At 65.6% G+C, this 25,123-nt stretch carries 16 protein-coding genes; 7 read left to right on the top strand and 9 right to left on the bottom strand.

What is annotated here, in order from left to right; translation table 11 throughout:
- Nucleotides 1-60: 60 nt before the first annotated feature.
- The 3 genes from FLM21_RS14385 to FLM21_RS14375 all read right to left on the bottom strand — a co-directional run bounded on the left by FLM21_RS14385 (nucleotide 61) and on the right by FLM21_RS14375 (nucleotide 11,765).
- Nucleotides 61-8,859 carry a glycoside hydrolase family 94 protein gene (locus tag FLM21_RS14385; RefSeq protein WP_246120728.1) on the bottom strand — a complete coding sequence of 2,933 codons (8,799 nt, stop codon included), beginning with the start codon at nucleotides 8,857-8,859 and terminating at the stop codon, nucleotides 61-63.
- Nucleotides 8,860-9,065: 206 nt separating this feature from the next.
- Complete coding sequence (locus FLM21_RS21590; protein WP_148716231.1) at nucleotides 9,066-10,418, bottom strand: carbohydrate-binding protein; 1,353 nt, start codon at nucleotides 10,416-10,418, stop codon at nucleotides 9,066-9,068.
- Between the two features lie 135 nt (nucleotides 10,419-10,553).
- Entirely contained in the window at nucleotides 10,554-11,765 is a 1,212-nt protein-coding gene (locus FLM21_RS14375; protein ID WP_187359914.1) for a glycoside hydrolase family 18 protein, read from the bottom strand.
- A gap of 112 nt (nucleotides 11,766-11,877) precedes the next feature.
- On the opposite strand from FLM21_RS14375, the gene FLM21_RS14370 reads away from it, so the two are divergent.
- The 7 genes from FLM21_RS14370 (at nucleotide 11,878) to FLM21_RS14340 (ending at nucleotide 18,543) form a co-directional block, all read left to right on the top strand.
- On the top strand, nucleotides 11,878-12,762 hold the full coding sequence (locus tag FLM21_RS14370; RefSeq protein WP_187359913.1) for a helix-turn-helix transcriptional regulator: 885 nt from the start codon (nucleotides 11,878-11,880) through the stop codon (nucleotides 12,760-12,762).
- Nucleotides 12,763-12,828: 66 nt separating this feature from the next.
- Nucleotides 12,829-13,911 (top strand): phospholipase A, encoded by a 1,083-nt coding sequence (locus tag FLM21_RS14365; RefSeq protein WP_187359912.1) that lies wholly within the window; start codon nucleotides 12,829-12,831, stop codon nucleotides 13,909-13,911.
- Nucleotides 13,911-14,729 carry an alpha/beta hydrolase gene (locus FLM21_RS14360; RefSeq protein WP_148716227.1) on the top strand — a complete coding sequence of 273 codons (819 nt, stop codon included), beginning with the start codon at nucleotides 13,911-13,913 and terminating at the stop codon, nucleotides 14,727-14,729. The genes FLM21_RS14365 and FLM21_RS14360 overlap by 1 nt, the downstream gene beginning before the upstream one ends.
- Nucleotides 14,726-16,243, top strand: a complete 1,518-nt coding sequence (locus FLM21_RS14355; RefSeq protein ID WP_187359911.1) for a tetratricopeptide repeat protein — start codon at nucleotides 14,726-14,728, stop codon at nucleotides 16,241-16,243. Before FLM21_RS14360 ends, FLM21_RS14355 begins: the two co-directional genes overlap by 4 nt.
- Nucleotides 16,244-16,292: 49 nt before the next feature.
- The gene (locus FLM21_RS14350; protein ID WP_148716225.1) at nucleotides 16,293-17,399 is read left to right on the top strand and encodes an HPP family protein; all 1,107 of its coding nucleotides are present in this window, start codon (nucleotides 16,293-16,295) and stop codon (nucleotides 17,397-17,399) included.
- Entirely contained in the window at nucleotides 17,396-17,794 is a 399-nt protein-coding gene (msrB, locus tag FLM21_RS14345) for a peptide-methionine (R)-S-oxide reductase MsrB (RefSeq protein WP_148716224.1), read from the top strand. The genes FLM21_RS14350 and msrB overlap by 4 nt, the downstream gene beginning before the upstream one ends.
- A gap of 119 nt (nucleotides 17,795-17,913) precedes the next feature.
- A complete protein-coding gene (locus tag FLM21_RS14340) occupies nucleotides 17,914-18,543 on the top strand; it encodes an SEN1982 family lipoprotein (RefSeq protein WP_148716223.1) in 630 nt (209 codons plus the stop codon).
- 92 nt (nucleotides 18,544-18,635) lie between these two features.
- Here FLM21_RS14340 and FLM21_RS14335 read toward each other — a convergent pair whose 3' ends face one another.
- The 6 genes from FLM21_RS14335 to FLM21_RS14310 all read right to left on the bottom strand — a co-directional run bounded on the left by FLM21_RS14335 (nucleotide 18,636) and on the right by FLM21_RS14310 (nucleotide 25,007).
- The gene (locus tag FLM21_RS14335; RefSeq protein ID WP_148716222.1) at nucleotides 18,636-19,856 is read right to left on the bottom strand and encodes an EAL and HDOD domain-containing protein; all 1,221 of its coding nucleotides are present in this window, start codon (nucleotides 19,854-19,856) and stop codon (nucleotides 18,636-18,638) included.
- 79 nt (nucleotides 19,857-19,935) lie between these two features.
- Entirely contained in the window at nucleotides 19,936-21,825 is a 1,890-nt protein-coding gene (locus FLM21_RS14330; RefSeq protein ID WP_148716221.1) for a chemotaxis protein CheA, read from the bottom strand.
- 29 nt (nucleotides 21,826-21,854) lie between these two features.
- Complete coding sequence (cheZ, locus tag FLM21_RS14325) at nucleotides 21,855-22,601, bottom strand: protein phosphatase CheZ (RefSeq protein WP_148716220.1); 747 nt, start codon at nucleotides 22,599-22,601, stop codon at nucleotides 21,855-21,857.
- A gap of 26 nt (nucleotides 22,602-22,627) precedes the next feature.
- A complete protein-coding gene (gene cheY, locus FLM21_RS14320) occupies nucleotides 22,628-23,017 on the bottom strand; it encodes a chemotaxis response regulator CheY (protein ID WP_148716219.1) in 390 nt (129 codons plus the stop codon).
- 57 nt (nucleotides 23,018-23,074) lie between these two features.
- Nucleotides 23,075-24,016 (bottom strand): chemotaxis protein, encoded by a 942-nt coding sequence (locus FLM21_RS14315; protein WP_148716218.1) that lies wholly within the window; start codon nucleotides 24,014-24,016, stop codon nucleotides 23,075-23,077.
- A gap of 37 nt (nucleotides 24,017-24,053) precedes the next feature.
- Complete coding sequence (locus FLM21_RS14310; RefSeq protein WP_148716217.1) at nucleotides 24,054-25,007, bottom strand: chemotaxis protein; 954 nt, start codon at nucleotides 25,005-25,007, stop codon at nucleotides 24,054-24,056.
- Between the last annotated feature and the right edge of the window lie 116 nt (nucleotides 25,008-25,123).

Genomic DNA, 25,123 nt, shown 5'->3' with positions numbered 1-25,123 from the left:
TCTGCCGACACGCTTGTAGGACAACGGCGCATTCTGCACCGGACTCTCTTCCGCCCGTTGTCAGCCTGCCGGCAGCCGGATGTCCACCCGGTGCTCACCGCCGTCGTTGACCAAAGGGATTGCCACGCCGCTCTGCCGCTCGCCGTCGATCACCAGCTCGGTGTCGCTGGCCGCTGCATCACGCGTTACCGCCAGCAGGTATTGCGTCTGGTGATAGCGGTAACGCAAGGTGAAGCCGTTCCAGCTTGCCGGCAGGCGCGGGGTGAGCGACAGTGTGTCGCGATCACGTGCCAGCCCCAGCAGCGATTCCACCACCAGCCGGTACATCCAGCCGGCAGAGCCGGTATACCAGCTCCAGCCGCCGCGCCCGGTGTCGTGCGGCAGGGCGTAGACATCGGCGGCAACCACGTAGGGCTCGACCCGGTAGCGCGCCATGGCCTCGGGCGTATTGGCATGGTTCACCGGGTTGATCAGCGCCAGCAATTCCCACGCGCGTTCGGCGTCGCCGAGCGCAGCAAAGGCCATCACCGTCCAGATCGCGCCATGCGTGTACTGGCCGCCATTCTCGCGCACGCCGGGCACATAGCCGCGGATATAGCCCGGGTTGAGCCGGGTGCGGTCGAACGGCGGGGTGAACAGGTTGATCAGGCCATGCTCGCGCCGTACCAGGCGTTCGTCCACCGCCTGCATGGCCTGGCGCGAGCGCGATGGCTCACCGGCGCCCGACAGCACCGACCAGCTCTGCGAGATCGAATCGATCTGGCATTCGGTGTTGCTGGACGACCCGAGCGGCGTGCCGTCGTCGAAGTAGGCACGGCGGTACCACTCGCCATCCCAGCCGTGGATCTCGATATTGCTGCGCAATTGGGCACCCTGTTCGCTGCAGAAACCCGCCACGGCCTCGTCGCCACGCCGGCCGGCCACTGCGGCGAAGCGGCGCAGCACCTCGTAGAGGAAGAAGGCAAGCCAGATGCTCTCGCCCTTGCCGTCGCGACCGACCAGGTCCATGCCGTCGTTCCAGTCGCCCGAGCCCATCAGCGGCAGGCCGTGCTCGCCCAGGCGCAGGCCATGGCGGATCGCGCGCAGGCAATGCTCGTAAAGCGTGGCGGTCTCGTTGGCCTGGCCGGGCAGGTCGTAGTAGGACTCCGCATCGTGCGGCACCGGCCGACCCTCGAGCAGGCCGATCTCCTCGTCGAGCACGCCGGTGTCACCCGTCACCTCGACATAGCGCGCCGTCACCAGTGGCAGCCACAGGTAGTCATCCGAGCAATGGGTGCGCACGCCGCGGCCGGCCGGCGGGTGCCACCAGTGCTGCACATCGCCCTCGCGGAACTGGCGGCTGGCGCACAGCAACAGGTGTTCGCGTACCAGCGCCGGCTGCGCGTGGACCAGCGCCATCACGTCCTGTAGCTGGTCGCGGAAGCCGAAGGCGCCGCCGGATTGGTAGAAGCCGCTGCGCGCCCACACGCGGCAGGCCAGCGTCTGGTAGACCAGCCAGCCGTTGGCCAGCACGTTGACCGCCGCATCCGGGGTCTCGACCTGGATCACGCCGAGGGTATCGTTCCAGTGCGTCCAGACGGCCTCCAGTGCTGTATGCGCCGTCGTTGCGCCGCGCCAGCGCTGCACCAGCTGCTCGGCTTCCTCGCTGTTGCGCCCGAGCCCGAGGCGGAATACCACCTCGCGGCTGCCGTTGCTCGGCAGCTCGATGTCCACCTGCAGCGCGGCGCAGGGGTCGAGCCCGGCACCGACGCGGCCGGACAGATGCTGGCGGCCCAGCGCTGCCGGCTGCTGCGGCGCACCGTTGCGGCCGAGGAATTCGGCGCGATCGCCGGTCACGCTGCGGCTGGTCCCGTCGACATCGAAGAACGCCACCTGCTCCGCGAACTCGGTGTTGTACGGGTTGCGGGCGAACAGCGCACCGCTGCGGGTGAGCTCGGTGCTGATATGCATGGCCGACTTGGCGCGCAGCTCGCCGAGCACCCACTCGACATAGCCGGTTGCCGACAGCCGCCGCGTGCGGCCTGATTCGTTGCGCAGTTTCAGCACCGAGAACTTCACCGCGGCATCGGTCGCCACATACACCCACAGCTCGCTGACGATGCCGTCGACGCGGGTTTCGAACACGCTGTAGCCGAAGCCATGGCGGACCAGGTAGTGCACCGGCAGCCGCATTGGCAGTGGCGTCGGCGTCCAGACGAGGCCGGTGTCCTCGTCGCGCAGGTAGATCGCCTCGCCCGGGGTGTCACTGACCGAGTCGTTATGCCACGGCGTCAGCCGGTATTCATGGGCGTTGTCGCCCCAGGTGTAGGCGCTGCCGCTCTCGGAGACGATGGTGCCGAAGGCGGGATTGGCCAATACGTTCACCCATGGCGCCGGGGTGACATCGTCGGGGCCGAGCTGGATCACGTATTCGCGGCCATCGCGGGTGAAACCGCCCAGGCCATTGTCGTGGATCAGATCGGTACGGCGCGGTGGTGTCTGCGTGAGGGCCGGCAGCCGTGGCGTGGCGGCAGGCACCAGCCGCGGGATCTTCGGCAGGTTCTGCGTGATCTGCTCGAGCTGCTCGGCCAGCGAGCCGCGCTTGTCCGAAATGATGGCGCGGGCCACGGCCTGCAGCAGCACCCGATCCTCGGCCGAGATCTGCTCGGCCGGGCGCACGAAGATGCCGCCGGGCTTGTCGAGCGACGCGGCCTCGGTGCCCGAGGCGATCAGCCCGACGATCTGCTCCTGCAGGCTTTGCCGGTAGCCGGTGTAGCCGTCGTTCCAGATCACCAGGTCCACCGCCAGGCCCTTCAGCCGCCAGTAGGCATGGGCCTTGACCAATTGGCGCACCAGGTCAAGCGACGCGCTGTCGCCCACCTGCAGCAGCACGATGGGCAGATCGCCCGAGATCGCGTAGCCCCACAGGCTGGATTGGCCGCGGCGGTTGGCCAGCAGGATGGCGGGGTCGGCGCGCAATGCGCCATGCTGGTACAGCACCGCGCTCGCCAGCCGCGCATAGAGCTGCACGTCCGCTTCGTTGGCGTTGATCTGCATCAGCGCCACCTGGGCGTGGGTCCAGGCAAGGTCGAACACCCGGTCGGCCAGCCGGCGATCCTGATATTTCTCGATCAGCTCGTGCGCCTGCTCGCGGGTGGCGGCCATGCCGGTGACGATGTCAACGGTGACGGCTTCGTCCGGCTGCAGCACCACGCGGCGACGGATGGCGACGATGGGGTCGAGCACCGAGCCCTCGCTGTCGGCCAGCGCATCCTGCAGCACGGCCTGCGGCGCGATGGTGCTGCGGGCACGACCGATGAAGCGCAGCCGGTCGGTCTCGAACGAGGCGACGCCGCTGGTTTCGCCATGCACCGACATCAGGTGCAGCATCCACGGCGCCTGCTCGCCGAGCGAGCGCGGGCGGCGGGTGGCGAGGATGGCGTGGCGCGGCCGCACGATCTCGGTCTGCACGAACAGGTTGCTGAAGGCGGGGTGGGCCGCGTCTGCCGCGGCCGGTGCGATCACCACCTCGGCATAGCTGGTGAGGTCGATCTCGCGCCGCTCGTTCGAAAGATTGGTGATGCGCACGCGCCGCAGCTCGATGTCCTCCTCGGGCGAGATGACCACGTCGGTATGCGTTTCCACCTGCGCCTCGTCGTCGCCCACCGCATCGCGGCGGCGGAATTCGGCCCGGCCTTCCGAGAACACCACGTCGTAGTTCAGCGGCCGGGTCAGCGTCGGCTGGTGGGTGTTGGACCAGAAGGTGCCGCTCTTTACGTCGCGCAGGTAGACGAAGGTGCCCCAGTTGTCGCGCGTGGTGTCTTCGCGCCAGCGCGTGACCGACAGTTGCTGCCAGCGGCTGTAGCCGCCGCCGGCATTGCTCATCATCACGTGATAGCGGCCGTTGGACAGCAACTGCACCGCTGGCGACTGGGTGTCCGCCCGGTCGAAGGTGCGGATCGGTGTCTCGTTGGTGGCCGGCGTGTTGCTGTCGTCGATGCGCTGTGCCGTTTCCAGGAACAGCGGCATGGTCTTGGGAATGCGCTCCTGCAGCAGCAGGATATTGGCCTGGAACTGGCGGTTGGCCTCGAAGCGCCGCTGCATCGGCTGGCCGAGCAGTGCATAGGCAAGCGAGAGCAGGCTCATGCCCTGGTGGTGTGCCATGAAGGCATGGACGATGGCGCTGTTCTGGCCGCGGCGCTGACGCACCGGCGTGTAGTCGATCGCCTCGAAGAAGCCGAAATGGCCGACGAAGCCGCTGGCGGCCATCTTCTGCAGGTTGTGGCAGGCGGCATCCGGCGACACCATCAGCGCCATCACCGAAGCATACGGCGCGATCACCAGATCCTCGGCCAAGCCGCGCTTGAGCCCGAGGCCCGGTACCCCGAAGGCGTGGTACTGGTAGTTGAGGTGCTGGTCGACGGTGTTGTAGCCCGATTCCGAGATACCCCAGGGCACGCCGCGCAGCTTGCCGTATTCGACCTGGCGCGCCACGGCGGCGCGGCAGGTCTGGTCGAGCAGCGTGTGCGCGTAGCTGGGCATCACCAGCATCGGCATCAGGTACTCGAACATCGAGCCGCTCCACGAGAGCAGCGCCGGCTCGCCGCTGGTATTCACCAGCAGACGGCCCAGTGCGAACCAGCTCTCCTGCGGTACCCGGCCTTGGGCGATGGTGACGAAGCAGCCCAGCCGCGCTTCGGAGGCGAGCAAATCGTAGTAGCCGGCATCCGCCCGGTGCTCGCTCACGTTGTAACCGATCACGAACAGGTGGCGGCGCGCGTCGTAGAGGAAATCGTGCTCCATCGCCTCTGCCATGCTTGCACTGGTCGCGGCGAGGGCCTCCAGCTCGGCGATGCGCTGGCGCGCCGTGTTGCTGCCGTCGATGACCTGTTGCTGCAGGATCGCAAGCCAGTCGCGCTGGATCTCGTGCCGCGCCGCATCGAGCTGGGCTCGGATGCGTGGCAGCGCCCGTGCATCGAGTTCGGCCAGTTCCCGCAGCGTGGGAATGCCATTGACGGCGTTGAACGCCTCGACGCCCGCCGGTGCCGGTGGCAGCGACAGCCATGGAGCCAGCTGCATCAGGTCATCCAGCGCGTCATGGCACTGGCGTGCCAGCGCCGCAGCCCAGTCGTGCGCGTCGCGGGTAGGGGAGTCCTTCTCCTGCGAGGTGTCGGGGATCTGTGCGACTAGCTCGCTTGCAGCACCCGCGAGTTCCACCAGCCGCAGGCATACGTTGGCGAGATTGGCCGGTGGCGCCGCCGTGATCGCGGCCAGCATGTTGCGGAACCGCCGTAGTGCGTTGGCGGCCAGGCCGTTGCTCGATTCCGCGAGCACGGCCAGGGTGTCGGCAAGGCCACTGAACAACTGGTCGGACAGGATATGCCGGTCCGCCACTTCCAAGAGGCCGGTCTGCAACGTCATCAGGTGGCCGGCGAGGTTGCCGCTGTCCACGGTGGAGACATAGCGCGGGTACAGCGGCTCCAGCGTGCGGGTGTCGTACCAGTTGTACCAGTGGCCGCGGTACTGCTCCATCTGCTGCAGCGTGTGCAGGGTGTTGGCGGTGCGGAATGCCAGTTGCCCCGCGGAGATGTAGCCGAAGTCATAGGCGGTGAGGTTGGCGAGCAGGCCGAGCCCGATATTGGTGGGCGAGGTGCGGTGCGCCACCATCACCACGCGGTATTGCTGGTAGTTGTCCGGCGGCAGCCAGTGATCGGTTGGCCCGACCAGATGATCGAAGAAGGCCCAGGTACGCCGTGCCATACCACGCAGGAACTGCGCCTGCGCCTGTGACAACGTGGCTTCCTTGTGCTCGATCGGCAGGCTGAACCACCAGGCGAGCACCGGCGAGACCAGCCACAGCGCCAGCACCGGTGCGGCCGCCAGCAAGCTGGGCCAGCCGAGCGGCCACAGCGCTGCAGCGCAAGCGATGGCGACCAGTGGGGAGACCCACATCCGCGCCACAAAGGTAGCCACGCGCGGCGGGCCGCGGCGGCTGGCTGCCCGCTCCACCTCGCTCGACGGGTTCCATTCGAGCAGGTGGCGACGGATCACCAGCATGCGCCACGCGGTCCGGGCGATCGCATCGAGCGTGTACCACGCTTCGTAGGGCAGGGCGGCGAGCTGGAACAGCAGCTGGGTCAGGCTGCGCCCCAGCGCATGGGCACGCATCGAGGCATGCTGGCGCCACAGCAGCTGTGGCGGCTTGCGTACCAACTCGAACAGCGCGCCGCAGACCACGGGCAGCAGCAGCAGGCCGACCAGCAGCAACGTCCATTGCCAGGGCGCGGCCAGCAGCAGCCAGCCGGCGATCCACAGCGGCAACAGCGCGATGGGGACCAGACTGCGGCGCAGGTTGTCGAACAGCTTCCATTGCGACAGCACCGACAGCGGATTGCGGTTGCTGCGGGTGCCGTCGGCGGTGCGCTGGCCCGGCACGCGCGACAGCAGCCAGCCGGTGAGCTGCCAGTCGCCGCGGATCCAGCGATAGCGCCGCACCACGTCGTTGTCGTAGCGGGTGGGGTGGTCCTCGTATACCTGCACGTCGCTGAGCAGGCCGGAGCGCGCGTAGCAGCCTTCCAGCAGGTCGTGGCTGAGCACGTGGTTGGGCGGAAAGCGCTCGCTCAGCGCCTGCTCGAACGCATCCACGTCGTAGATGCCCTTGCCGATGAATGAGCCCTCGCTGAACACGTCCTGGTAGACATCCGACACGGCGCGGGTATACGGATCGATGCCGGCGTCGCCGCCATACAGCGCCGCATAGTGCGAACGCTGTGCGTTGGACAGCGTGGTGGCCACGCGTGGCTGCAGGATGCCGTAGCCGCCGACCACGCGCTGGCGCGCCGCGTCGTACACCGGGCGATTCAGCGGATGGCTCATCGCGCCGACCATCTGGCGCGCGGCATCGCGCGGCAGCAGCGTATCGGTATCGAGCGTGATCACGTATTTCACGCCAGCCAGCGGCGCGGTCTGGCCCTCGACCAGTGAGAAACCGGTGCCTTCGGGGTCGCGCCGGCCGTTGCGCAACAGCGCATTGAGCTCGGCGAGCTTGCCCCGCTTGCGCTCGAAGCCCATCCACACCCGCTCCTGCGGGTTCCAGCGCCGCGGCCGGTGAAACAGGAAGAAGCGATCGGGTTGGCTGAGGCCGCCATCGCAGCCGTATTTGCGGTTGAGCGCAGCCACGCCGGCCTGCGCCTGTGCCAACAGCGCATCATCAGTGGGCTGGGTTTCCTCGGGCGCATCGCAGAAATCGGTCAGCAGGCCGAAGAACAGCTGTTCATCCCGATTGGCGAGAAAACGTACTTCCAGCGCTTCCAGCAGCGATTCCACGGCGGCGGCGCTCGACAACATCGTCGGCACCACCACCAGCGTGCGTGCTTCGGGTGGGATGCCGTGCTCGAAATCGAGCCGGGGCAACAATTGTGGTGCCGCCAGCAGCGTGGCAAGCCAGTTCACCAGCGAAACCGCCAACTGGCTCGCGACCACCACCACCGGCAGGGCGAGCAGCACCTGCGCCCAGCCCGGCAGCACGGCGCCAATCTGGTTGGCGTGGGCCAGTGCCAGCACGGCCCAGCTCAACAGCGCGGTGAGCAGCGCGGTGCCGCCCAGATACAACGACAGCGGCCAGCGCGCCGCCGTCTGGCGCAGGCGTTGCCACAGCGGCAGCCGGGCGGTGGCTGCGCGTTCCAGCGTGGGCATGCCGGCATCGACGAGGTAGTAGCCGACGTGGCAGCGCCGGTCCGCCAGATCGCCAGTTTCCAGCTTGGCCGTATCGGCCAGCGCCACGGCCTGGCGCGCGATCTCGCCTTCGGACAGCCGGCTGTACTTGCCAAGCGATTCGATCACATGGCGATAGCGGTCGCGGGTGGCGAAATCCATCTGCATGTAGGTGCCGGCCGGATCGTCGTGCAGCACCTGCTCGACCACGCTCTGCGTCTCGACGAACTCGCGCCACTCGATGGCGCCGAGCGCACGCAGGCTGCCGATGCTGTTGCTGATCGAGACCTGGTCGGCCGCCTGCTGCTGGTTTTCCTGCTGGACCAGCTGCTCAACCGTCAGCCCGGCCTCGGCCAGCCATTGCTCGACCCAGGTGAGCGGCAGCGCCAGCCCCGGGCCGCGGCCCTGCAGTTTGCGGCTGAGCTCGGAAACGAAGCTGCTGGTCATCGGCAGGTCCGAGCGGGCCATGTCGGCCACTTCCAGGATCAGGTTCTTCGGGTTGTCCTCCGCGGTGCGGATCATGCGCTCGGCCCAGTTGTGGGCAATGGTGCGATCGAGCCAGCTCTGCCCGATCTGCATGGCCACCCGGCGCAGGTTCTCGATCAGCGCCAGGCGCAGCATGATGGGCACCGCCCACAATTCGCCGAGCTTGAGCGGACTGATGCTCTGGTAGGCGGCGATGAAGCGGCCGAGGCTCTCGGCATCCACCCGGCCGTCGCCGTGCGAGACCGCTTCGAGCGCGATGTCGTACACCCGCGGCATGCCGGCATCGGGCTCGCCCGCCAAGCGCGGCAGCTCCAGGCTATAGCCCTTGGGCAGGTGGCGCTTGGCCATGCCCATCTGGGTTTCGATCAGGTAGAAGTTGTCGAGCAGCCAGGTGCCGGCTGGGCTGATGCTGCGCTTGTCGGTGTCACCCTGGGTCAGCAGTCGGCAGATTTCGATCAGCCGCGATTCGTTGTCGGCCAGCCGCGACAGCAGCTGGTCCGCCACTCGGGTGGTGGAGAGCGTGTGCGATGCCGCCAGCGTGCGGCCGTGCTGCGCCATCTGGTCCGCACTGAAGAGCTCGGCACGAAGCGGCAGGTCGCTGGCCTGGCGCGATTGGCCGGCGCTGGAGTAGGGGAGCCACATCTGCCGCGTTTCGGGCAGATAGTTGATGCCGAGAGTCACGCACGGTCCTTTGCCTGACCTGCAGGCGCGCGAATTTATCTTGGATGAATGCTTACAGATAAATCTTATTGACCGATTGGTGACTTTCGATGTGCGTAATTACATGGACGAACGGCGAACGAACCCGCCACGCGGTGCGGGCGCGGGCGTAGCACGGGCGTAGAAAAAGCCCGACGAGGACCGGGCTTTTTCGATGGAGGGTCGCGTCAACGCGCCTTCCACAGCGCTGGCACCACCTCCGGCGTCCAGCCGCCGCCGACCGGTGCGGTATGCGCGATCACGCAGCTGTACTGCTTGCCGTTGTAGCTGACGCAGTCACCGGCCAAGTAGCTGCGCCCTTCCTGCCACGCGCTGCAGCCGGCGACCGGGGTCGGCGTGGGCAGCGGGGTGGGATGAGCCGTCGGTACGGTGGTCGGCAGCGGCGTCGGCGCCCTGGTTGGCGTTGGCGCCTGGGTCGGCACTGGCGTGGGCGCCTTGGTCGGCGTCGGCGCGCTGCCGCAGGCGCCCAGATCCTTCCACACGCCCCATTCCCCCGATTGCGCCGGATTGTCGCCCTGGGTCCACCAGCGCGCTTCGTACAGGCGGCCGTTGTAACTGACGCGTTGGCCGCCGGTATAGACGCTGCCGGTGCTCCACGCGGCCACGGCGCAGCCGGCCACCGGGGTCGGCGTGGCGCTCGGCGTCGGCTGCGGGGTGGGCACCACGGTGGGCTTGGGTGTCGGCAACGGCGTGGGTTGTGGCGTCGGCTGCGGAGTCGGTGTCGGCACGCTGCCATAGGGCTGGTAGCTGAAGCCGGTGAGCACCACTTCGGCTTCCTGGCCGTTGGCCGGCGCCTTGCCCTCGAACTGCCAGAAATTGATCAGGAACTGCTGCTGCTTCTGTGACACGCAACGGCTGGCATCGTTGTTCGGGCACTTGTTGCGGCGCAGCCAGTTGTTCGGGTCCTCGGCCTTGGGGAACTGCCAGCGCAGGAATTCGCCGCCGTTGTCGGTCACGCCAACATGACCGTTCAGCGCCTGGTAGGTGATGCCGGACGACTGCCAGGTGAAGCGGTGCGTGGTGCGATCGGTGGTCAGCGCCTCGTTGGAGCCGGCCCAGCTCTGCTCGATGCCGACTTCGTTCGGATAGACGGTGTAATTGAGCCAGGGGTAGGTGTCGTTGCCCCAGCGGGCGAACTCGATGTCGATCTCGTGCGTGGCGTTGGGGCCGACATCGGCGCTGGGGTAGGTGAAGAAGCCGAATACCGTGTTGCGGTCGAGCTGGTCCGGCCGGCCCAGCATCTGGAACTGGTAGGTGCCGAAACCCACCCGCGCCGGGTTTAGCAGCTGCACCTCGGCGGAGGACCAGCTGCCGTTGCGGTTGGCGATCTTCAAGTGCAGGTAGCCGTTGGCATCGACCCAGGCATTGTTCTCGTCCCAGTTGTTGGGGCCAGGACCGCCGCCGCCGGCACGCACGTTCCAGTCGTAGTTGGCCCAGCGCAATGTCTTGGCTTCGGCGCCGAGCAGCATCAGCGCCAGCGGCAGTGCCGCGAGTGCGGCGATTTTCCGGGTGTGTTTCATTGCATCCTCCATCTCTGTGTTTTTGGTGTGCGGGCTACCCGCCCATCGGGGCCACAGGTCTTGCCTGCCGCTGCGGGCGTGGCGGCCCGCAACGGCAACGCCCCGGCCTGGGCCGGGGCGAGTGGATCGCCGTGCTTAGCGCAGCGTGCTGGTCAACGCGTTCAGCAGTGAGTGTTCGGCGTCGTCCTGCGTCAGTTCCCAGATCATCACGCCGCCCAGTTGCTTGGCCTTGACGAAGTCCGCCTTGACCTTGAGCGATTGCGGATCGTCGTAGCTGAGGAATTCCTGGCGCTCGGCACTGTAGAGGTAGGGCGCATCGCCGTGCTCCTTGCTGCGGAACGATTTCCAGCCCGGCTTGCCGAGGATCTGCGCCTTCATGTCGGCGTAGGTGATGGTGCCCGGATCGGGTTGATCCTTGAGGCCCGGCCCCTTGGACGACTGGCCGAGGCCGTCACCATTTGGCCCCGGCGGCACTTCGGCCTGGGCACGGGCATAGAACGGCACGCCCAGCACCAGTTGCGACGGCTTGAAGCCCTGGTTCAGGAAATACTGCACGCCGCCGGCGCCATTGAGCACGCTGCCGTCCGGGTCGGACTTGATCGGGTAGAGCGTGGCGTGCAGCCCGGCCACTTTGCTCCAGGCGCCGTAGATGTCGTAGCTCATCAGGTAGACACGATCGAGCAGCGGCACCGCGCCCTTGAGTTGGTAGCCCGACAGCACCCAGCCGCCGTTGAGGTTGGGGATGGCGGCGGTCAGGAAGTAACGCTGTCCGTCCTTGGCGCCCTGGGCATCGAGCGCATCGCGCAGTGCCTGCAGCAGCTTCACCCAGTTGTCGCGGTCGGCCTCGGAGGCATCGGCGGCGTAGTCGCCACCGGTGACCGGGTGTTCCCAGTCCAGATCCAGGCCCTGGCAGTCGTACTCGCGCATGATGGCGACCGAAGTGCTGGCGAGCTTGGCGCGGCCGGCATCGGTCTGAGCCACCTTGGCGATGTTGCGCGAGCCGGTCCAGCCGCCGATCGCCCACTGGCATGCAAGCTTGGGGTTCACCTTGCGTGCCTTGGCGAAGGCCTGCTTCCAGGTCTGCGCCACTGGTTTGCTGGCATCGGCGACGTAGCCCGTGCCATCAGGCTTCACCTCGATGAACGAATACACGCCGACATCGAGCCGGTGCAGCACGTCGGCGGCGCGGGCGCGCGCCTCATCCGACTGCCAGTTGGGCAGGTAGGACACCAGTTGATACCCGCTGGCCGATGCCGCGGCGGCTGGCGCAGGGGCGGGCGCCTGCTGGGCGGTGCTGGCGCAGGCGGCAACGAAGGGCAGCAACAACAAAGAAAGACGACGCGACATCGGTGACTCCTCGTTATGGGACTTGCTCGACGCAGACAGTAAGCGATTGAGCATTCCGCTGGAATGTCGCAATCTGATGGTCATCTTTGTCCGAATCCCGCATGGAGTCGCCATGTCGACGATTTATCAGGAAATGTTCGATATCAGTGCGCAAACCCGGCAAAAGTCGGTGGGTGCCCGCATCTTCTACCACCCGCATCTGCGCGCGCTGGCAGACCACGACCTGCTGATGATCGGCCATTCGGAAGCCCGCGAAGCCTTGCACGTGGAGCGTATCGGTGCGCCGTTCCACATCGTGCTGATCAGTGTGGACGGCGAGGGCGAGGTGATCGACGGCGACAAACGACTGGCTGTCGGCCCCGGCCAGATGGCGGTGCTGCCGGCACTGGGCCAGCGTGGTTTCCGGCTGGCCGGCGAGCGCTGGCGGATGGCCTGGTTCCTGTTCAACGATGCGCCGCGCTGGGCCATGCTGGCCGGCAGCCAGGCCAGCGTGCGCCCGGTGCTGCACGGCGAGAGCCTGCTGCATGCGGTGGCTCTGCTGTGCGAGGAGGCGAGCATCCCGCACGACAACCACGCCGGCCCGACGCTGCTGCTGGTGGTCGACCTGTTGAAGCGGATGCTGGCAAGCACCGAGGCAGGCGACGCGGTGAAGGCGCGGCTGGAGGCCCTGTTCGAGCAGGTGCGGCGCGAGCCGGCGGCGGACTGGCGGGTGGAGGCGCTGGCGGCCCAGTACGGTGTGAGCCCGGCCCATCTGCAACGGCTGTGCGTACGCCATCTGGGCGCCGCGCCGCAGCAGCTCATCATCGACCGGCGCATGGCGCGAGCGCGCGAGCTGTTGCTGGCAGGGGCCGGCAATGTCGGCGAGGTGGCGGCCAGCGTCGGCTATCTGGAGATCGCCAGCTTCTCCCGGCGGTTTCGCCAGCACTTCGACATCAATCCCGGCCAGGTACTGCAGGAGCTGAAGCGCGCGCCGCGAGAACTGGCAGCTCCGGGCTGACGGGCACCGGTCGCCTTGCCGGACGATTCTGACGATAATCGGGGAATGCGCTTCCTTCCTTCCCTCTTGCCTGCCGCTCTTGGCCTCACGCTCGCCGTTACCGGCGCGCTTGCCGAGGAAACCGTCTTCCTGCCAGCGCTTCCCGGCGCAGCCACCATCGACGTGCTCTACGTCAATCGCAATGACCAGGCCGAATCGGTCACGCCCGCCGCCCGATTGACCTGCCCGGGCTCGCGGCCGTGCACGCTGCAGGGCGAAGCGCAGCCGTTCGAGCTGGCGCCGACCAGTGCTAGGTTGCTGCGCTATGCGATCGATCCGGCACCCGCTGCCGTGACGACGGCGGAGGCGGCCGTGCTGGCGCCCGTTGCAGCGGCACAGCCGCCGGTTGTGCAGGCCAAGCCGGTCGAATCGCAGATCCAGAACACGGCGCTGCAGAACTTCGCTGCCGCGCGCTTCGCGCCGCACGAGCCGATGTACTTCCTGTTCAACGGCAATGGCGACGACGCGCGCTTCCAGTTCAGCTTCCGCTACCAGATATTCGATCCGGACAGCGCTATTGCGCAGCGCCACCCCTGGCTTGCCGGGCTGCGCTTCGCCTATACCCAGACTTCGCTGTGGGATCTCAGCCTCGATTCCACGCCGTTTTACGACACCAGCTACAAGCCGGAGCTGTTCTTCGAGCGCGCCAACCTGGTTGAGCTGCCGATGGTGGATCGCTTCGATCTGGCCTTCGGCTTTCGCCACGAATCCAACGGCAAGGACGGCGACGATTCGCGCGATCTCAACCAGCTCTACATCACGCCCACCTTCACCTGGGGCAACGTCAACGCCCGCCACCTGGTGTTCTCGCCGGTATTCGCCAGCTACGTGACCGATATGGAAAACAACCCGGACATCGCCGACTATCGCGGCTACGTCGATTGGCGCTTTCGCGCGGGCGACGGCCAGGGCCTGACGGTGGGCGCGCTGGCCCGCGTCGGCACCAGCGGCAAGGCCGGTGCCCAGATCGATGTGGCCTATCCGCTGCGCTTCCTCACCGGGCTCGACCTGTTCGCCTACCTGCAGTACTGGAAGGGCTACAGCGAAACGCTGCGCACCTACGACCAGAAGACCGAGGCGGTGCGCGTCGGCGTGGGGCTGGTGCGCTGATGGGCCGCCAGATCGAACTGCTGCATCGCCCGCCCGCCGGTGTCGCCCGCACTGCACCGCCCTTGTTGTTCGTGCACGGCGCCTATGTGGGGGCCTGGTGCTGGGCGGAAACCTTCATGCCGTATTTCGCCGGCCTGGGCTACGACTGCCACGCGCTGAGCTTTTCCGGCCATGCCGGCAGCGAGGGCAGGGAGCGGCTGGACTGGTTTGGCCTCGCCGATCTCCAGGAAGACCTGGCGCAGGCCTGTGCCCGCCTGCCCGAACCGCCGATCCTGATCGCGCATTCGCTGGGCGGGCATATCGCACAGCGGCTGGCCCGCGAGGCACCGGTGGCGGGGCTCGCGCTGCTCGCCAGCGTTGCGCCCTATGGCCTCGCGGCCTCGTTTGCCTACATGGGCTGGTCGGCACCGCACCTGCTGCTGGGGCTCAACCGCTTCCAGTGGCACCTGGGGCAGGAAATGCTCGATCTTGCGCTGTTGCGCGAGCTGCTGTTCAGCCCGGCGCTCGGCCGCCCCCAATTGGCCGCCTTTGCCGCGCAGGCGCAACCGGAGTCGTCCCGCGTGCTGGCGGAACTGATGCTGCCGCATCCCATGATGCTGCTGCGCAATCCACCCGAGATCCCTTGCCTGGTGCTCGGGGTGAGACACGACCGCATCATCCCGCCGGTGGACGTCTGGGCCACGGCACGTGCCTGGCATGTGGAGCCGGAGTGGGTGGACGACATCGGCCACGCGTTGATGCTGGACGCCAACTGGGAAACGGTGGCGGCGCGCGTGGCCCACTGGCTGATCACCGGCTGGAGCGGAGGGCGCTCGTGAACGCAGCGGTCACGCTGGAAGCCGGCATCGCCGCTTGTCGCAGTGGCGACTACGCCAAGGCGCGGCACCTGCTGGAAACTGCACTGCAGGCCGAGCCGCGCGTGGTGGCGGGCTGGGCGGCGCTGGGCCAGGCCTGCGTGCGCCTCGGTGATGCCAGCGCGGCCGGGCAGGCGCTGCAGCGGGCGCTAGCGCTTGATCCGGCCTCGTCGGCATTGCGCCTCAACTGGGCGGCGGTGCTGCGTACCCAGGGCGACAACGCTGGCGCGCGGGAAGCGTTGCAGGCCTTGCTGCACGCAGAGCCGGGCCACGCGCTGGCGCACTACAACCTCGGCAACCTGCTGCGCGACGAGGGCGAAACCGATACCGCCGAACAGCATTTCCTCACCGCGATCCGGCTGGCGCCGGCCTTGGTCGAGGCGCACTACAACCTGGCCTGCCTGTGGCGTGATCGTGGCGACGTGACGGCGGCCCGGGGAGGGTTCCAGCGGGTGTTGGCGCTGTCACCGCGTCATGCCGACGCCTGCCATAACCTGGCCGGCTGCCATCGTGCGCTGGGCGACTGGGACGCGGCCCGTGCCGGCTATTCCACCGCACTGGTCCTGTCCGACAGCGCGCTGAGCCGTTATGCGCTCGGCACGCTCGATCTGCTGCAAGGGCGCTGGGCGGATGGCTGGGATGGCTACGAAGCACGCTGGGCGGCCTGCGGTATCGCCGAGCCGGACATCGCATTGCCGCGCTGGCGTGGCGAGGCGGTGGCTGCGAGCGCCCGCCTGCTGATCGTGGCCGAGCAGGGCTTTGGCGACGTGTTGCAGTTCGCCCGCTTTGTGCCGGGGCTGCGCGCACGTTTCGCCGCCGTCACGCTGGTCTGTCCGACGCCGCTGTTGCGGCTGCTGGCGACAAGCCTGGGCGATGCGGTCACGGTGCTCGATGCCATTCCCATTGCCAGCGGTTACAGCCACTGGATCCCCATCATGTCGCTGGCCGGCGTGCTGGGAATCGACGAGTCTCGTCTTGCCAACTATGCCGCGCCGTACTTGCAGAGCAGCCAGCCTGCACGACAATTCGCTGCCGGCGAACGCCATGTCGGCTTGTGCTGGACCGGTAGCCCGAGCCAGTTGGACAACGCGCGCCGCACTGTGCCGCTCGGCCTGCTGCGCCAGCTGGCGCCGTTGCCGCTGCGTTGGCACAACCTGCAGCAAGGGCAGGGCGAGGCAGCGCGGGCTGCAGGTTTCGATCTGGTGGACGAAAGTGCCGACTGGGCGGATTTCGATGCAACCGCAGCCTACGTGGCCGGGCTCGATCTGGTGCTGACCTCGTGCACCTCGGTGGCGCACCTCGCTGGTGCATTGGGCAAGCCGGTGTGGCTGATGAGCCGCTTCGACGCCGACTGGCGCTGGCTATTGGCGCGCGACGACAGCCCCTGGTATCCAACGCTGCGGCTGTTTCGCCAGCCGCGGCCGGGCGATTGGCCGGCGGTGGTCGAGGCTGTGCGGATGGCATTGCTGACGCTCTGATTTGGTGCGCATCCGTTAGAATGCGGCTTTTCCTCGAGCTGCCTTGCCCATGTTTTCAGCTTCCAGTCGATGGCCGCGCCGCCTGGCGCGTTTCTGGCCCGCCGCGGCACAGGTCGGACATCTGGAACGCTGGCGTGCCGGGTTGCTGGCGGTACTGGGCATCGCCGTCACTGGCGGGCTGACCCATCTGCTGGTCGGTGCCGAGGCGGTGCCTTGGCTGGTCGCCTCGATGGGCGCCTCGTCGGTCATCGTGTTCGGCCTGCCGCACAGCCCACTGGGCCAGCCTTGGCCCCTGGTTGGCGGGCAGGTGATCTCGGCCTTGGTGGGGGTTGCCTGCGCGCGCTACCTGCCTGCAAGCTGGCCGGTGGCGGGTCTGGCCGTTGGCGCGGCCATCGTCGCCATGCACTACACCCGCAGCCTGCACCCACCCGGTGGTGCCGCCGCACTGACCGCGGTGATCGGTGGCGAGAGCGTGCGCCAGCTGGGATTCGGCTTCGCGCTGTTGCCGGTGGGGCTCAACGCCTTGCTGCTGCTGGCAGTGGCGCTGATCGCCAACAATGCGGTGCGCGGCCGGCGTTACCCCACGCCGCGCGAGAGCGAGCGCAAGCCGACAGCCAGGGTGAACGAAGCGGATTGGGAGGCGGCGCTGGGCCGGGCCGGCGAGGTGGTCGACATCACCCCCGAGGCGCTGGCCGAACTTGCTGCAGAGGCCGAGCGACACGCGCTGGCGCGCCAGCCTGGGGCGCCACGCTGCATTGATCTGGCGCGATCAATGCCGGCCACCGTAGCGCCGGATGACACACTGCGTGCCGTCTGGCCTGCACTGGAAGCGCACGGCGAAGTGGCGGTACTCGATGCTGATGGGCGTCTGCTCGGCACACTGGGTTGGCAACAGCTGTTCGACGCCGGGCCTGCCAGCGGGCAGCTCGCCGCGGTGGCTGACCTGCTGCTGCGCCGCGCTGGCGAGCATGTAGTGGTATGGATGCGACCTGCGGCGACGGTCGGCGCGGACTTGCCGTGGACGGCGCTTGTCCCCATGTTGCAGTCTCAGGCAGCCGCCTATGTGGTCGATGCCGACCACCGGCTGCTTGGCGTGGTGCGGCCCGCCCAGTTGCTGGCGTTGTACCCGCCGCCGATCAAAGGAGCTATGCGATGAGTGACAAGATCGTCAAGACCGAGGCCGAATGGCGGGCTCAGCTGACACCGGAGCAATACCGCGTCACCCGCGAGGCGGGCACCGAGCGTCCGTTCAGTGGCGAGCACTATCGCCGCAACGAAGCGGGCGACTATCACTGCATCTGCTGCGGTGCCTTGTTGTTCCACGCCGATACCAAGTTCGATGCGGGCTGCGGCTGGCCTAGCTTCTGGGAGGAGGCCGAAGAGGGCGCCATCGTGCGTCTGGCCGACTACAGCCATGGCATGGCGCGGGTGGAGGTGCGCTGCGCCCGTTGCGATGCCCATCTGGGCCATGTGTTTCCCGATGGCCCGGAACCGACCGGTGAGCGCTACTGCATCAATTCGGTCGCTATCGGCTTCGATCCAGCACGTTGAATGCCGTATGGGTGTTTGCATCGACGTTGTCGACAGTTTTTGATGTGATCGATACCACAAGCCGGATGTGGGTGTTATTCTCTGGCCCTGCAGATGTGAAGCAAACCAAGGGGACCACCATGCAGAAGAAGACGACGAGAATGGCCGTGGTTGTTGCGCTGGCCGCATTGGGCCTGGCAGCTTGTGGCAAGTCGGGTGAAGAACAGAAGTCCGCCGCTGTTGACCAGCAAGAGCTGGTGAACTCCATCAATGCCTACCTCAGCACCGCCGAAAAGACCTGCATCGCCGTGCCGGTGCGCTTCGGTGAGCCGGTGGAAGAGAAGTACGAAGCGCTGACCCAACCGAATGGCGCCCAACTGGCAGCCCTGGTGAAGGCCGGCCTGATCCAGGCTGGTCCGGTCGAAGGCGAAGCCGGCAAGGTGCAGTTCACGGTGACCGAAGACGGCACCAACTTCTACACCGGCCTGACCGAACCCGCTGGCCCTGGCTTCTGCAGCGGTACGTTGGAAGTGGAAAAGATCGCCGAAGACAAGGTGGTCGAGGAAACCTCGAACTACAGCCGCCACAACGTAGGCTACACCTACAAGATCGCCAATCCGGCGCCGTGGCAGACCAATGCCGACGTCGAAGCCCAGTTCCCCAAGTTTGCCGAGCTGGTGAAGGGTGTTGGCACGGCCAAGCTGACCTCGGATCTGGAAAACCGCGGCAAGGGCTGGAACGTGGTCGAATCGAGCGAGTTCTCGAACTGATCCTCGCCTGACCCAACAAAAAACCCCGCCAAGGCGGGGTTTTTTGTTGCCAGCCAGCCAGTCGTGGAAACGACCGGCCAGAATTGGCTCAATCAGACGCCGAGCTCCTCGACCCAAGACAGCGCCTGCACGTGCGCGCGGTTCAGCATGTCCGGTGTGATCTGCAGCTGTTCGGTCAGGCGCGGCACCTCGCTCATTTCCGGGTCCTCGCATGCTTCTGCGAGCTCCAGGAACGGGCCGTACATGCCGGAACGGTTGATCAGCGCATCGGTGATCGATTCGGGCAGGATCAGCGTTTCGAGGATGCGATCGAGCGGCATGTCGAGCAGCACGTCGAGCAACGAGAACATGCCGACGATGAATAGATTGTCGCGATCCTGGCCATCGAGCAGGTGGCTGCCCAGCAGTTCGACCAAACGGCCGCGAGTGACGGCGGTTTTCAGCAGGGCGGGTGGAGCACCGGTTTCGGCACCGGCAGTGACCAGCAGTAGCGTGAGCCAGCGGTAGAGTTTCTGGTAACCCAGGATGGTGACGGCGTGGCGGAATGACTGGATCTCGCACGACAGGCCGAAACCGACCGAGTTGATGTAGCGCAGCAGCTTGAAAGACAGCGCAACATCGCGCTTCAACGCATTCTCGATATCGCGGATCTCGGCATTGTTCCGCAGCATGTTCAACAGGTTGAGGATGTTGGCGTAGCTGGGGTTGATCACCTTGGCCGACAGCGTTTCCGGGTGGGCGAAGTAATAGCCCTGGAAGCAGTCGAGGCCGATATCGAGGCACTGCTTGAATTCTTCCTTGGTCTCGACCTTCTCGGCGACCTGCAGCACCGGGAACTTGCGCAGCTCCTTCGACAGCGCCGGCACTTGTGGCAGGCCGAGCTGCTGGATGTCGAGCTTGATGTAGTTGGCGTATTCCATGAACGGCGCGGTCTGCGGCGTCAGCACGAAATCGTCGAGCGCTACGCCGAAGCCCTGATTGCGCAGCTCTTTGAGGCGAGCCAGCAATTCCGGTGTGGCGTGCGTGGTCTCGACCACTTCGAGTACCACGCGTTGTGGATGCATCAGCTCAAGGAAGTTGCTCTCCAGCATCGATTCGGCAACGTTGATGAAGGCGAGCTTGCTGCCCACCAGCCAGTCGGTGCCCATGTTGGAGATGGTATTGACCAGCACATTGGTGCCGGCCTGCATATCGCTGGAGAACTCGGCGCTGACGGCATCCTTGTTCAGCCGGAACAGCAGTTCGTAGCCGATGATCTGCTGTTGTCGGTTCAGGATGGGTTGGCGGCCAATAAATGCGTGTTCTTGCGTCATCGTCTCGAATCCTGGGCGAGGGCATGGGGATCAATATCAGGGCTGGCTGATTCTACCGCCAGCCCATCCAGTCCGCCATTCAAGCCGGCTGATCCACCAGCCGCGAAGTTTTCACCGCCGAACTATCGGCATTGGACGACGAAAGCAGGTCTTCCATGTCGAGCACCAGCACCACCGAGCCGTCGCCGGTCAGCGTTGCGCCGGCCACGCCGCGTGGGCGGATGTTCTGCAATGGCTTGATCACCACGTCGTCGCGGCCGACAAAGCTGTCGACGGCGAGGATGAACGAGTGCTCGGCCGACTGCATCAGCACGCCGAACTGGGGCACCTGGGTTTCCTGCCAGCCGATGAGGGCGGCGAGCGATTTCACCGGCAGTATCTCGTCGCGGACCACGATAGTGGCGCGGCCGGACACTTCCTGGACCTGCTCGATGCGGATGGGGATGATCTCCCGCACCATCGCAAGCGGTACGGCAAAGGGCTGGTCGCAGACCCTGACCACCAGCACCGGCAGGATGGCGAGCGTGAGCGGCAGCGAGATCGAGAAGCGCGAACCTTCACCGGCGACTGATTGGATGTCGATACGGCCGTTCAGTTTCTGGATGTTGGTCTTGACCACGTCCATGCCGACGCCACGGCCCGACACGCTGGAAATCTGGTCCTTGGTGGAGAAGCCGGGCATGAAGATGAGCTGCAGGCTCTGCTTGTCGTCAAGGCTGTTGGCGTATTCGACATCGATCAGGCCTTTCTCCACGGCCTTCTTGCGGATCACGTCCGGCCGCATGCCGCGTCCGTCGTCGGTGATTTCGATCAGGATATGGTCGCCGACCTGCGTGGCCGACAACTCGACCACGGCCTTGGACGGCTTGCCGGCAGCGATGCGCTCCTCGATGGTCTCGACGCCATGGTCGACCGCATTGCGTACCAAGTGAACCAGCGGATCATTCAAATCCTCGATCATGGTCTTGTCGAGCTCGGTCTCCTCGCCAATGATGACGAGTTCGACATCCTTGCCGAGCTGGCGAGCCAGGTCGCGCGCAAGGCGCGGGTACTTCTGGAACAGCCTGCCAATCGGTTGCATCCGCGTTTTCATCACCGCGTTCTGCAGGTCGCTGACCAGCAGGTCGAGTTGGCTGATCGCCTCGTCCAGCGCCTTGAGCGTGCTGCCATCCATGCGGCCGGCCATGATGTCGCTGCGCAGGGTGGTCAGGCGGTTCTTGGTGAGGCCGATTTCGCCGGACAGGTTGAGCACCTGATCGAGCCGCACCGTGTCGATACGGATCGAGGTTTCCTGGGTGGCGGCGGAGAGCTGTTGGGTGGGGGCCGGCGCGGCCTTGCTCGGCGCGGCGGGCTTGAGCGCCTGCATCGGCTCGGCGATCGCGGCAATCGGCGCAGTGGGTGCTGGCGCCGCAGGCTTTGGGGCTGCTGCAGGTGCAGCGGCGGGCGGCGCGACTACTTCCACCCCAAGCAGTGCGTTATAGAGGCCACCCCAGTCGGGGCCGCCTTCGGCGGACGGCACCGGCGTGGCGGGCGCTGCAGCAACGGGGGCGGGCGCAACTGGTGCGGGGGCGGTGGCTTCACCGCTCAGTACGGCGTCGAGCTCGGCCAGCAGTTCTGGCGAGGCTCCGGGCGGCGTGCGGCCTTGCGACAGCGCGTTGAACATGTCGCGAACGACCCCGGTGGCGGCCAGGATGCTATCCATGATCTCGGGATTGAGCTTGAGCTCGCCGTTGCGCAGCTTGTCGAACAGGTTTTCCGTGCGGTGGCACAGGCTGACCATGACGTCGACGTTGAGAAAGCCTGCGCCGCCCTTGATCGTGTGAAAGCCGCGGAAAATGTCGTTCAGCAGGTGCTTGTCGTCCGGCCGTTTTTCCAGCTCCACGAGCTTGTTGTCGACCTCGGACAACAGCTCGGACGACTCGGTCAGGAAATCCTGCAGCAAGTCTTCCATGCCGGCAAAGTCACTCATGTGAACCTCCGATCTCTATTCCGTTGCGCTCAGAAGCCGAGGCTTTCGAGCAGGTCGTCGACCTGTTCCTGATTGGTCACGACGTCCGTGCGTCCTTCGCTGTTCACGACCGGCCCTGCCAGCATGCCTTCCTCCTGCTTGGCTGGCGAGAACGCCACCAGGAATTCGAGCAGCTGCCCTTCCATGTCCTTGACCATAGTGAGCACTTTCTTGATCACTTGGCCGGTCAAGTCCTGGAAATCCTGCGCCATCATGATTTCCAGCATTTGCGCGTTGATCCGATCGGTTTCACCGCCGGTGGCCTTGAGGTGCGTGCGGGTCTTCTCGACCAATGCCTTGAATTCGTCCACCGACAACTGGTTGGCATAGAGCTTGTCCCAATCGGCCGCCAGCGCTTGCGAACGTTCTGCGATGGCATCCTGCAGCGGGCGGGCGGTGTCGAGCGCGTTGAGCGTCCGCTCCGCCGCCTTTTCGGTCATGGTGGCGATATAGCTCAACCGATCGCGCGCGTCGGGGATCTGCGAGGCCGCTTTTTCCAGCGATTTGTCGAGGCCCAGCTCGCGCAAGGTGTCATGCAGCTTGCGAGTTAGGTGACCGATCTGCGAGAACATCGAGCGTGCCGGCTCGGACAGATCTTCCAGATTCATCGGCTTGCCGCTGGCCGCAGCGACATCCGCTGCGCTTGCCGGTGCTTCTTCCTGCTGCGAATGCACAATACTGTCGAACAGTGCTTCGAGTTCGGCGGAATCGCCGCTGTTGAGGGCTTGATCGCTCACGTCCTGCCTCCTGTCTGAGCCTGTTCTTACTTGTTCATGTTCGCGAAGATTTTCTTCAGCTTTTCATCGAGCGTGGCCGCGGTGAACGGCTTGACGATGTAGCCGGAGGCACCCGCGGTGGCGGCTTCGATGATGTTTTCCTTCTTGGCTTCGGCAGTGACCATCAGCACCGGCAGGTGCTTGAGCTGTGCGTCTGCCCGGATGGCGCGCAACAGCTCGATACCGGTCATATTCGGCATGTTCCAGTCGGTCACGACGAACTCGTAGGTGGTGTTTTTCAGCTTGTGCAGCGCCACCTGGCCGTCCTCTGCCTCTTCGACGTTGGAAAAGCCGAGTTCCTTCAGGAGGTTACGCACGATGCGTCGCATGGTGGAAAAATCATCCACCACGAGGAAACGCATATTGTTGTCTGCCATCTTCAAGCTCCATGCGCATGCCGCAGCGGCATGCGTTTCAGATCGTTTGGTTCGTGTTTAACCGGAAATGAATGGCGTGATCGTGTCGGCCAGCACCACAGGATCGAATTTTGCCACATAAGCATCAACACCTACTGATGCACCCATGGCACGGTTGGCATTGGACGACAGTGACGAGTGCATGACGACGGGAATGCCCGAGAAACGGTGGTCGGACTTGATGTACTTGGTCAGGACATAGCCATCCATTTCCGGCATCTCGGCATCCACGAGGATCATCTTCAGCTTTTCACGCAACGGCTCGCCATCGTGCGTGGCACGGTTGGCAAGGTTTTGCAGCTTGTCCCACGCTTCCTTACCGTTGTTGGCCTGGTGGTACTTGATGCCGATCTTGTCGAGCACGCCGACGATCTCCTTGCGGGCGACCATCGAGTCGTCGACGAAAAACATGAAGGCGTCCGGGTTGATCTGCGCGGTTTGCAGGTCTGGGATCACCGGCTCGCCGATCACGCTGGAGAGGATCTGTTCGACGTCCAGGATGGAAACCAGCTTGCCATCGGGCAGTTCGGTCAGCGCCGTGATCAGCGCCTGGTTGCCGGCAAGCATTGATTCAGGCGCGCGCACCTTGTCCCAGTCGACGCGGATGATGCGATCGACCTCGTGCACCAGGAAGGCTTGGGTATGCTTCGAGAATTCGGTGACAATCATTGTGCTGTTGGCATTCGACGGCCGTTCCTGCGTGGCGACGAACTTGGACAGCGAGATCACCGGGATGATGTTGCCGCGCAGCGAGATCACGCCTTCGACGCCAAGCGGCATGTTCGGCGTCTTGGTGATCTTGGGGGTTTGCGAGACCTCGCGCACCTTGAACACATTGATGCCGAAGATTTCACGCGTGCCAAGCGTGAACAGCAGGATTTCCATCTTGTTCGAGCCGGCCAGCTTGGTGCGGGCGTCGACACTTTCGAGCAGGTTGGCTTGGGCGGCGATCAGGCTCATGGAGTCGCTCCGGGGAAGACAGGGTGGGCGGCGCCGCTCAGGCGTCCTTCAGCAGGAAGCCTGCGATCATTTCCGACAACTTGTGTGGTTCGAACTTGGACACGTAGCCATCCACGCCGACCGATTGACCGAGTTTCTGATTGGAAACACCGGACAGCGACGAGTGCATCAGTACCGGGATGCCGGCAAAGCGCGGATCGCTCTTGATCAGCTTGGTCAGCATGTAGCCATCCATTTCCGGCATCTCGACATCGGTGAGCACGAGCTGCACCATTTCCTTGACAGTCTTGCCCTGCATATCGGCCATATGCGCCAGACGCTGCAGGTCATCCCAGGCACGCTTGCCGTTGATGGCGTGCTGATAACGCACGTTCATCGCTTCGAGCGTCATGGTGATCTGGCGGCGGGCGACGATGGAATCATCGGCGAAGAACACCATCTTGTCGGCGAGCTCGCGGTCTTGCACCACCATGCTGGTGTCGATGGTCTGATCGGTCTGGGTGGTTTCGGCCAACACCTTTTCCACGTCCAGCATCATCACCAGCTTGTTGTTGTCCAGTTCGGTGACGGCGGTGACGAGGCCACCCATCTGCGTCAGCAGCATGTCGGGCGGCACGCGCATCGATGACCAGTCGAGCCGCAGGATGGTATCAACCGCCTCGACCAGAAAGCCCTGGGTGTGGCCGTTGTATTCGGTCACGATCATGATCTCGGGCCGCGACTCGGTAGCGATGCCGGCATAGCGCGCCAGATCGATCACCGGCACCAGTGTGCCACGCAGGCTGACCATGCCTTCCACGGACGACGGCATTTCCGGTGCCTGCGTGATCTCGGGGGTGCGCATCACCTCACGCACCTTGAACACGTTGATGCCAAAGTTTTCCCGGCGGCCGGAGCGCTGGTCCACGCCCAGCGTGAACAGCAGGATTTCCAGCTTGTTGGTGCCGGCGAGCTTGGTTCTGGCATCGATGGTTTTCAACAGGTCGGACACGATGCGGCTCCAAAGCACTTGACCACGAACTGGTCAGTAAGAATACGAGGGGAAAACGCCGAATTGCGAATTGCGGTCATTGTTCGATTGTCAGAATGGCGGCGGGTGTTTGGCGC

The sequence above is a fragment of the Chitinolyticbacter meiyuanensis genome, assembly GCF_008033135.1.
Taxonomy (GTDB): domain Bacteria; phylum Pseudomonadota; class Gammaproteobacteria; order Burkholderiales; family Chitinibacteraceae; genus Chitinolyticbacter; species Chitinolyticbacter meiyuanensis.
This window is presented reverse-complemented; position numbering and strand designations above follow the sequence as displayed.

Excerpts from the sequence above, each read along its gene's own strand:
- FLM21_RS21590 (WP_148716231.1), bottom strand. The coding sequence starts at position 10,418 with ATGAAACACACCCGGAAAATCGCCGCACTCGCGGCACTGCCGCTGGCG.
- FLM21_RS14375 (WP_187359914.1), bottom strand. The coding sequence starts at position 11,765 with ATGTCGCGTCGTCTTTCTTTGTTGTTGCTGCCCTTCGTTGCCGCCTGC.
- FLM21_RS14370 (WP_187359913.1), top strand. The coding sequence starts at position 11,878 with ATGTCGACGATTTATCAGGAAATGTTCGATATCAGTGCGCAAACCCGG.
- FLM21_RS14360 (WP_148716227.1), top strand. The coding sequence starts at position 13,911 with ATGGGCCGCCAGATCGAACTGCTGCATCGCCCGCCCGCCGGTGTCGCC.
- FLM21_RS14350 (WP_148716225.1), top strand. The coding sequence starts at position 16,293 with ATGTTTTCAGCTTCCAGTCGATGGCCGCGCCGCCTGGCGCGTTTCTGG.
- msrB (WP_148716224.1), top strand. The coding sequence starts at position 17,396 with ATGAGTGACAAGATCGTCAAGACCGAGGCCGAATGGCGGGCTCAGCTG.
- FLM21_RS14340 (WP_148716223.1), top strand. The coding sequence starts at position 17,914 with ATGCAGAAGAAGACGACGAGAATGGCCGTGGTTGTTGCGCTGGCCGCA.
- FLM21_RS14335 (WP_148716222.1), bottom strand. The coding sequence starts at position 19,856 with ATGACGCAAGAACACGCATTTATTGGCCGCCAACCCATCCTGAACCGA.
- FLM21_RS14330 (WP_148716221.1), bottom strand. The coding sequence starts at position 21,825 with ATGAGTGACTTTGCCGGCATGGAAGACTTGCTGCAGGATTTCCTGACC.
- cheY (WP_148716219.1), bottom strand. The coding sequence starts at position 23,017 with ATGGCAGACAACAATATGCGTTTCCTCGTGGTGGATGATTTTTCCACC.
- FLM21_RS14315 (WP_148716218.1), bottom strand. The coding sequence starts at position 24,016 with ATGAGCCTGATCGCCGCCCAAGCCAACCTGCTCGAAAGTGTCGACGCC.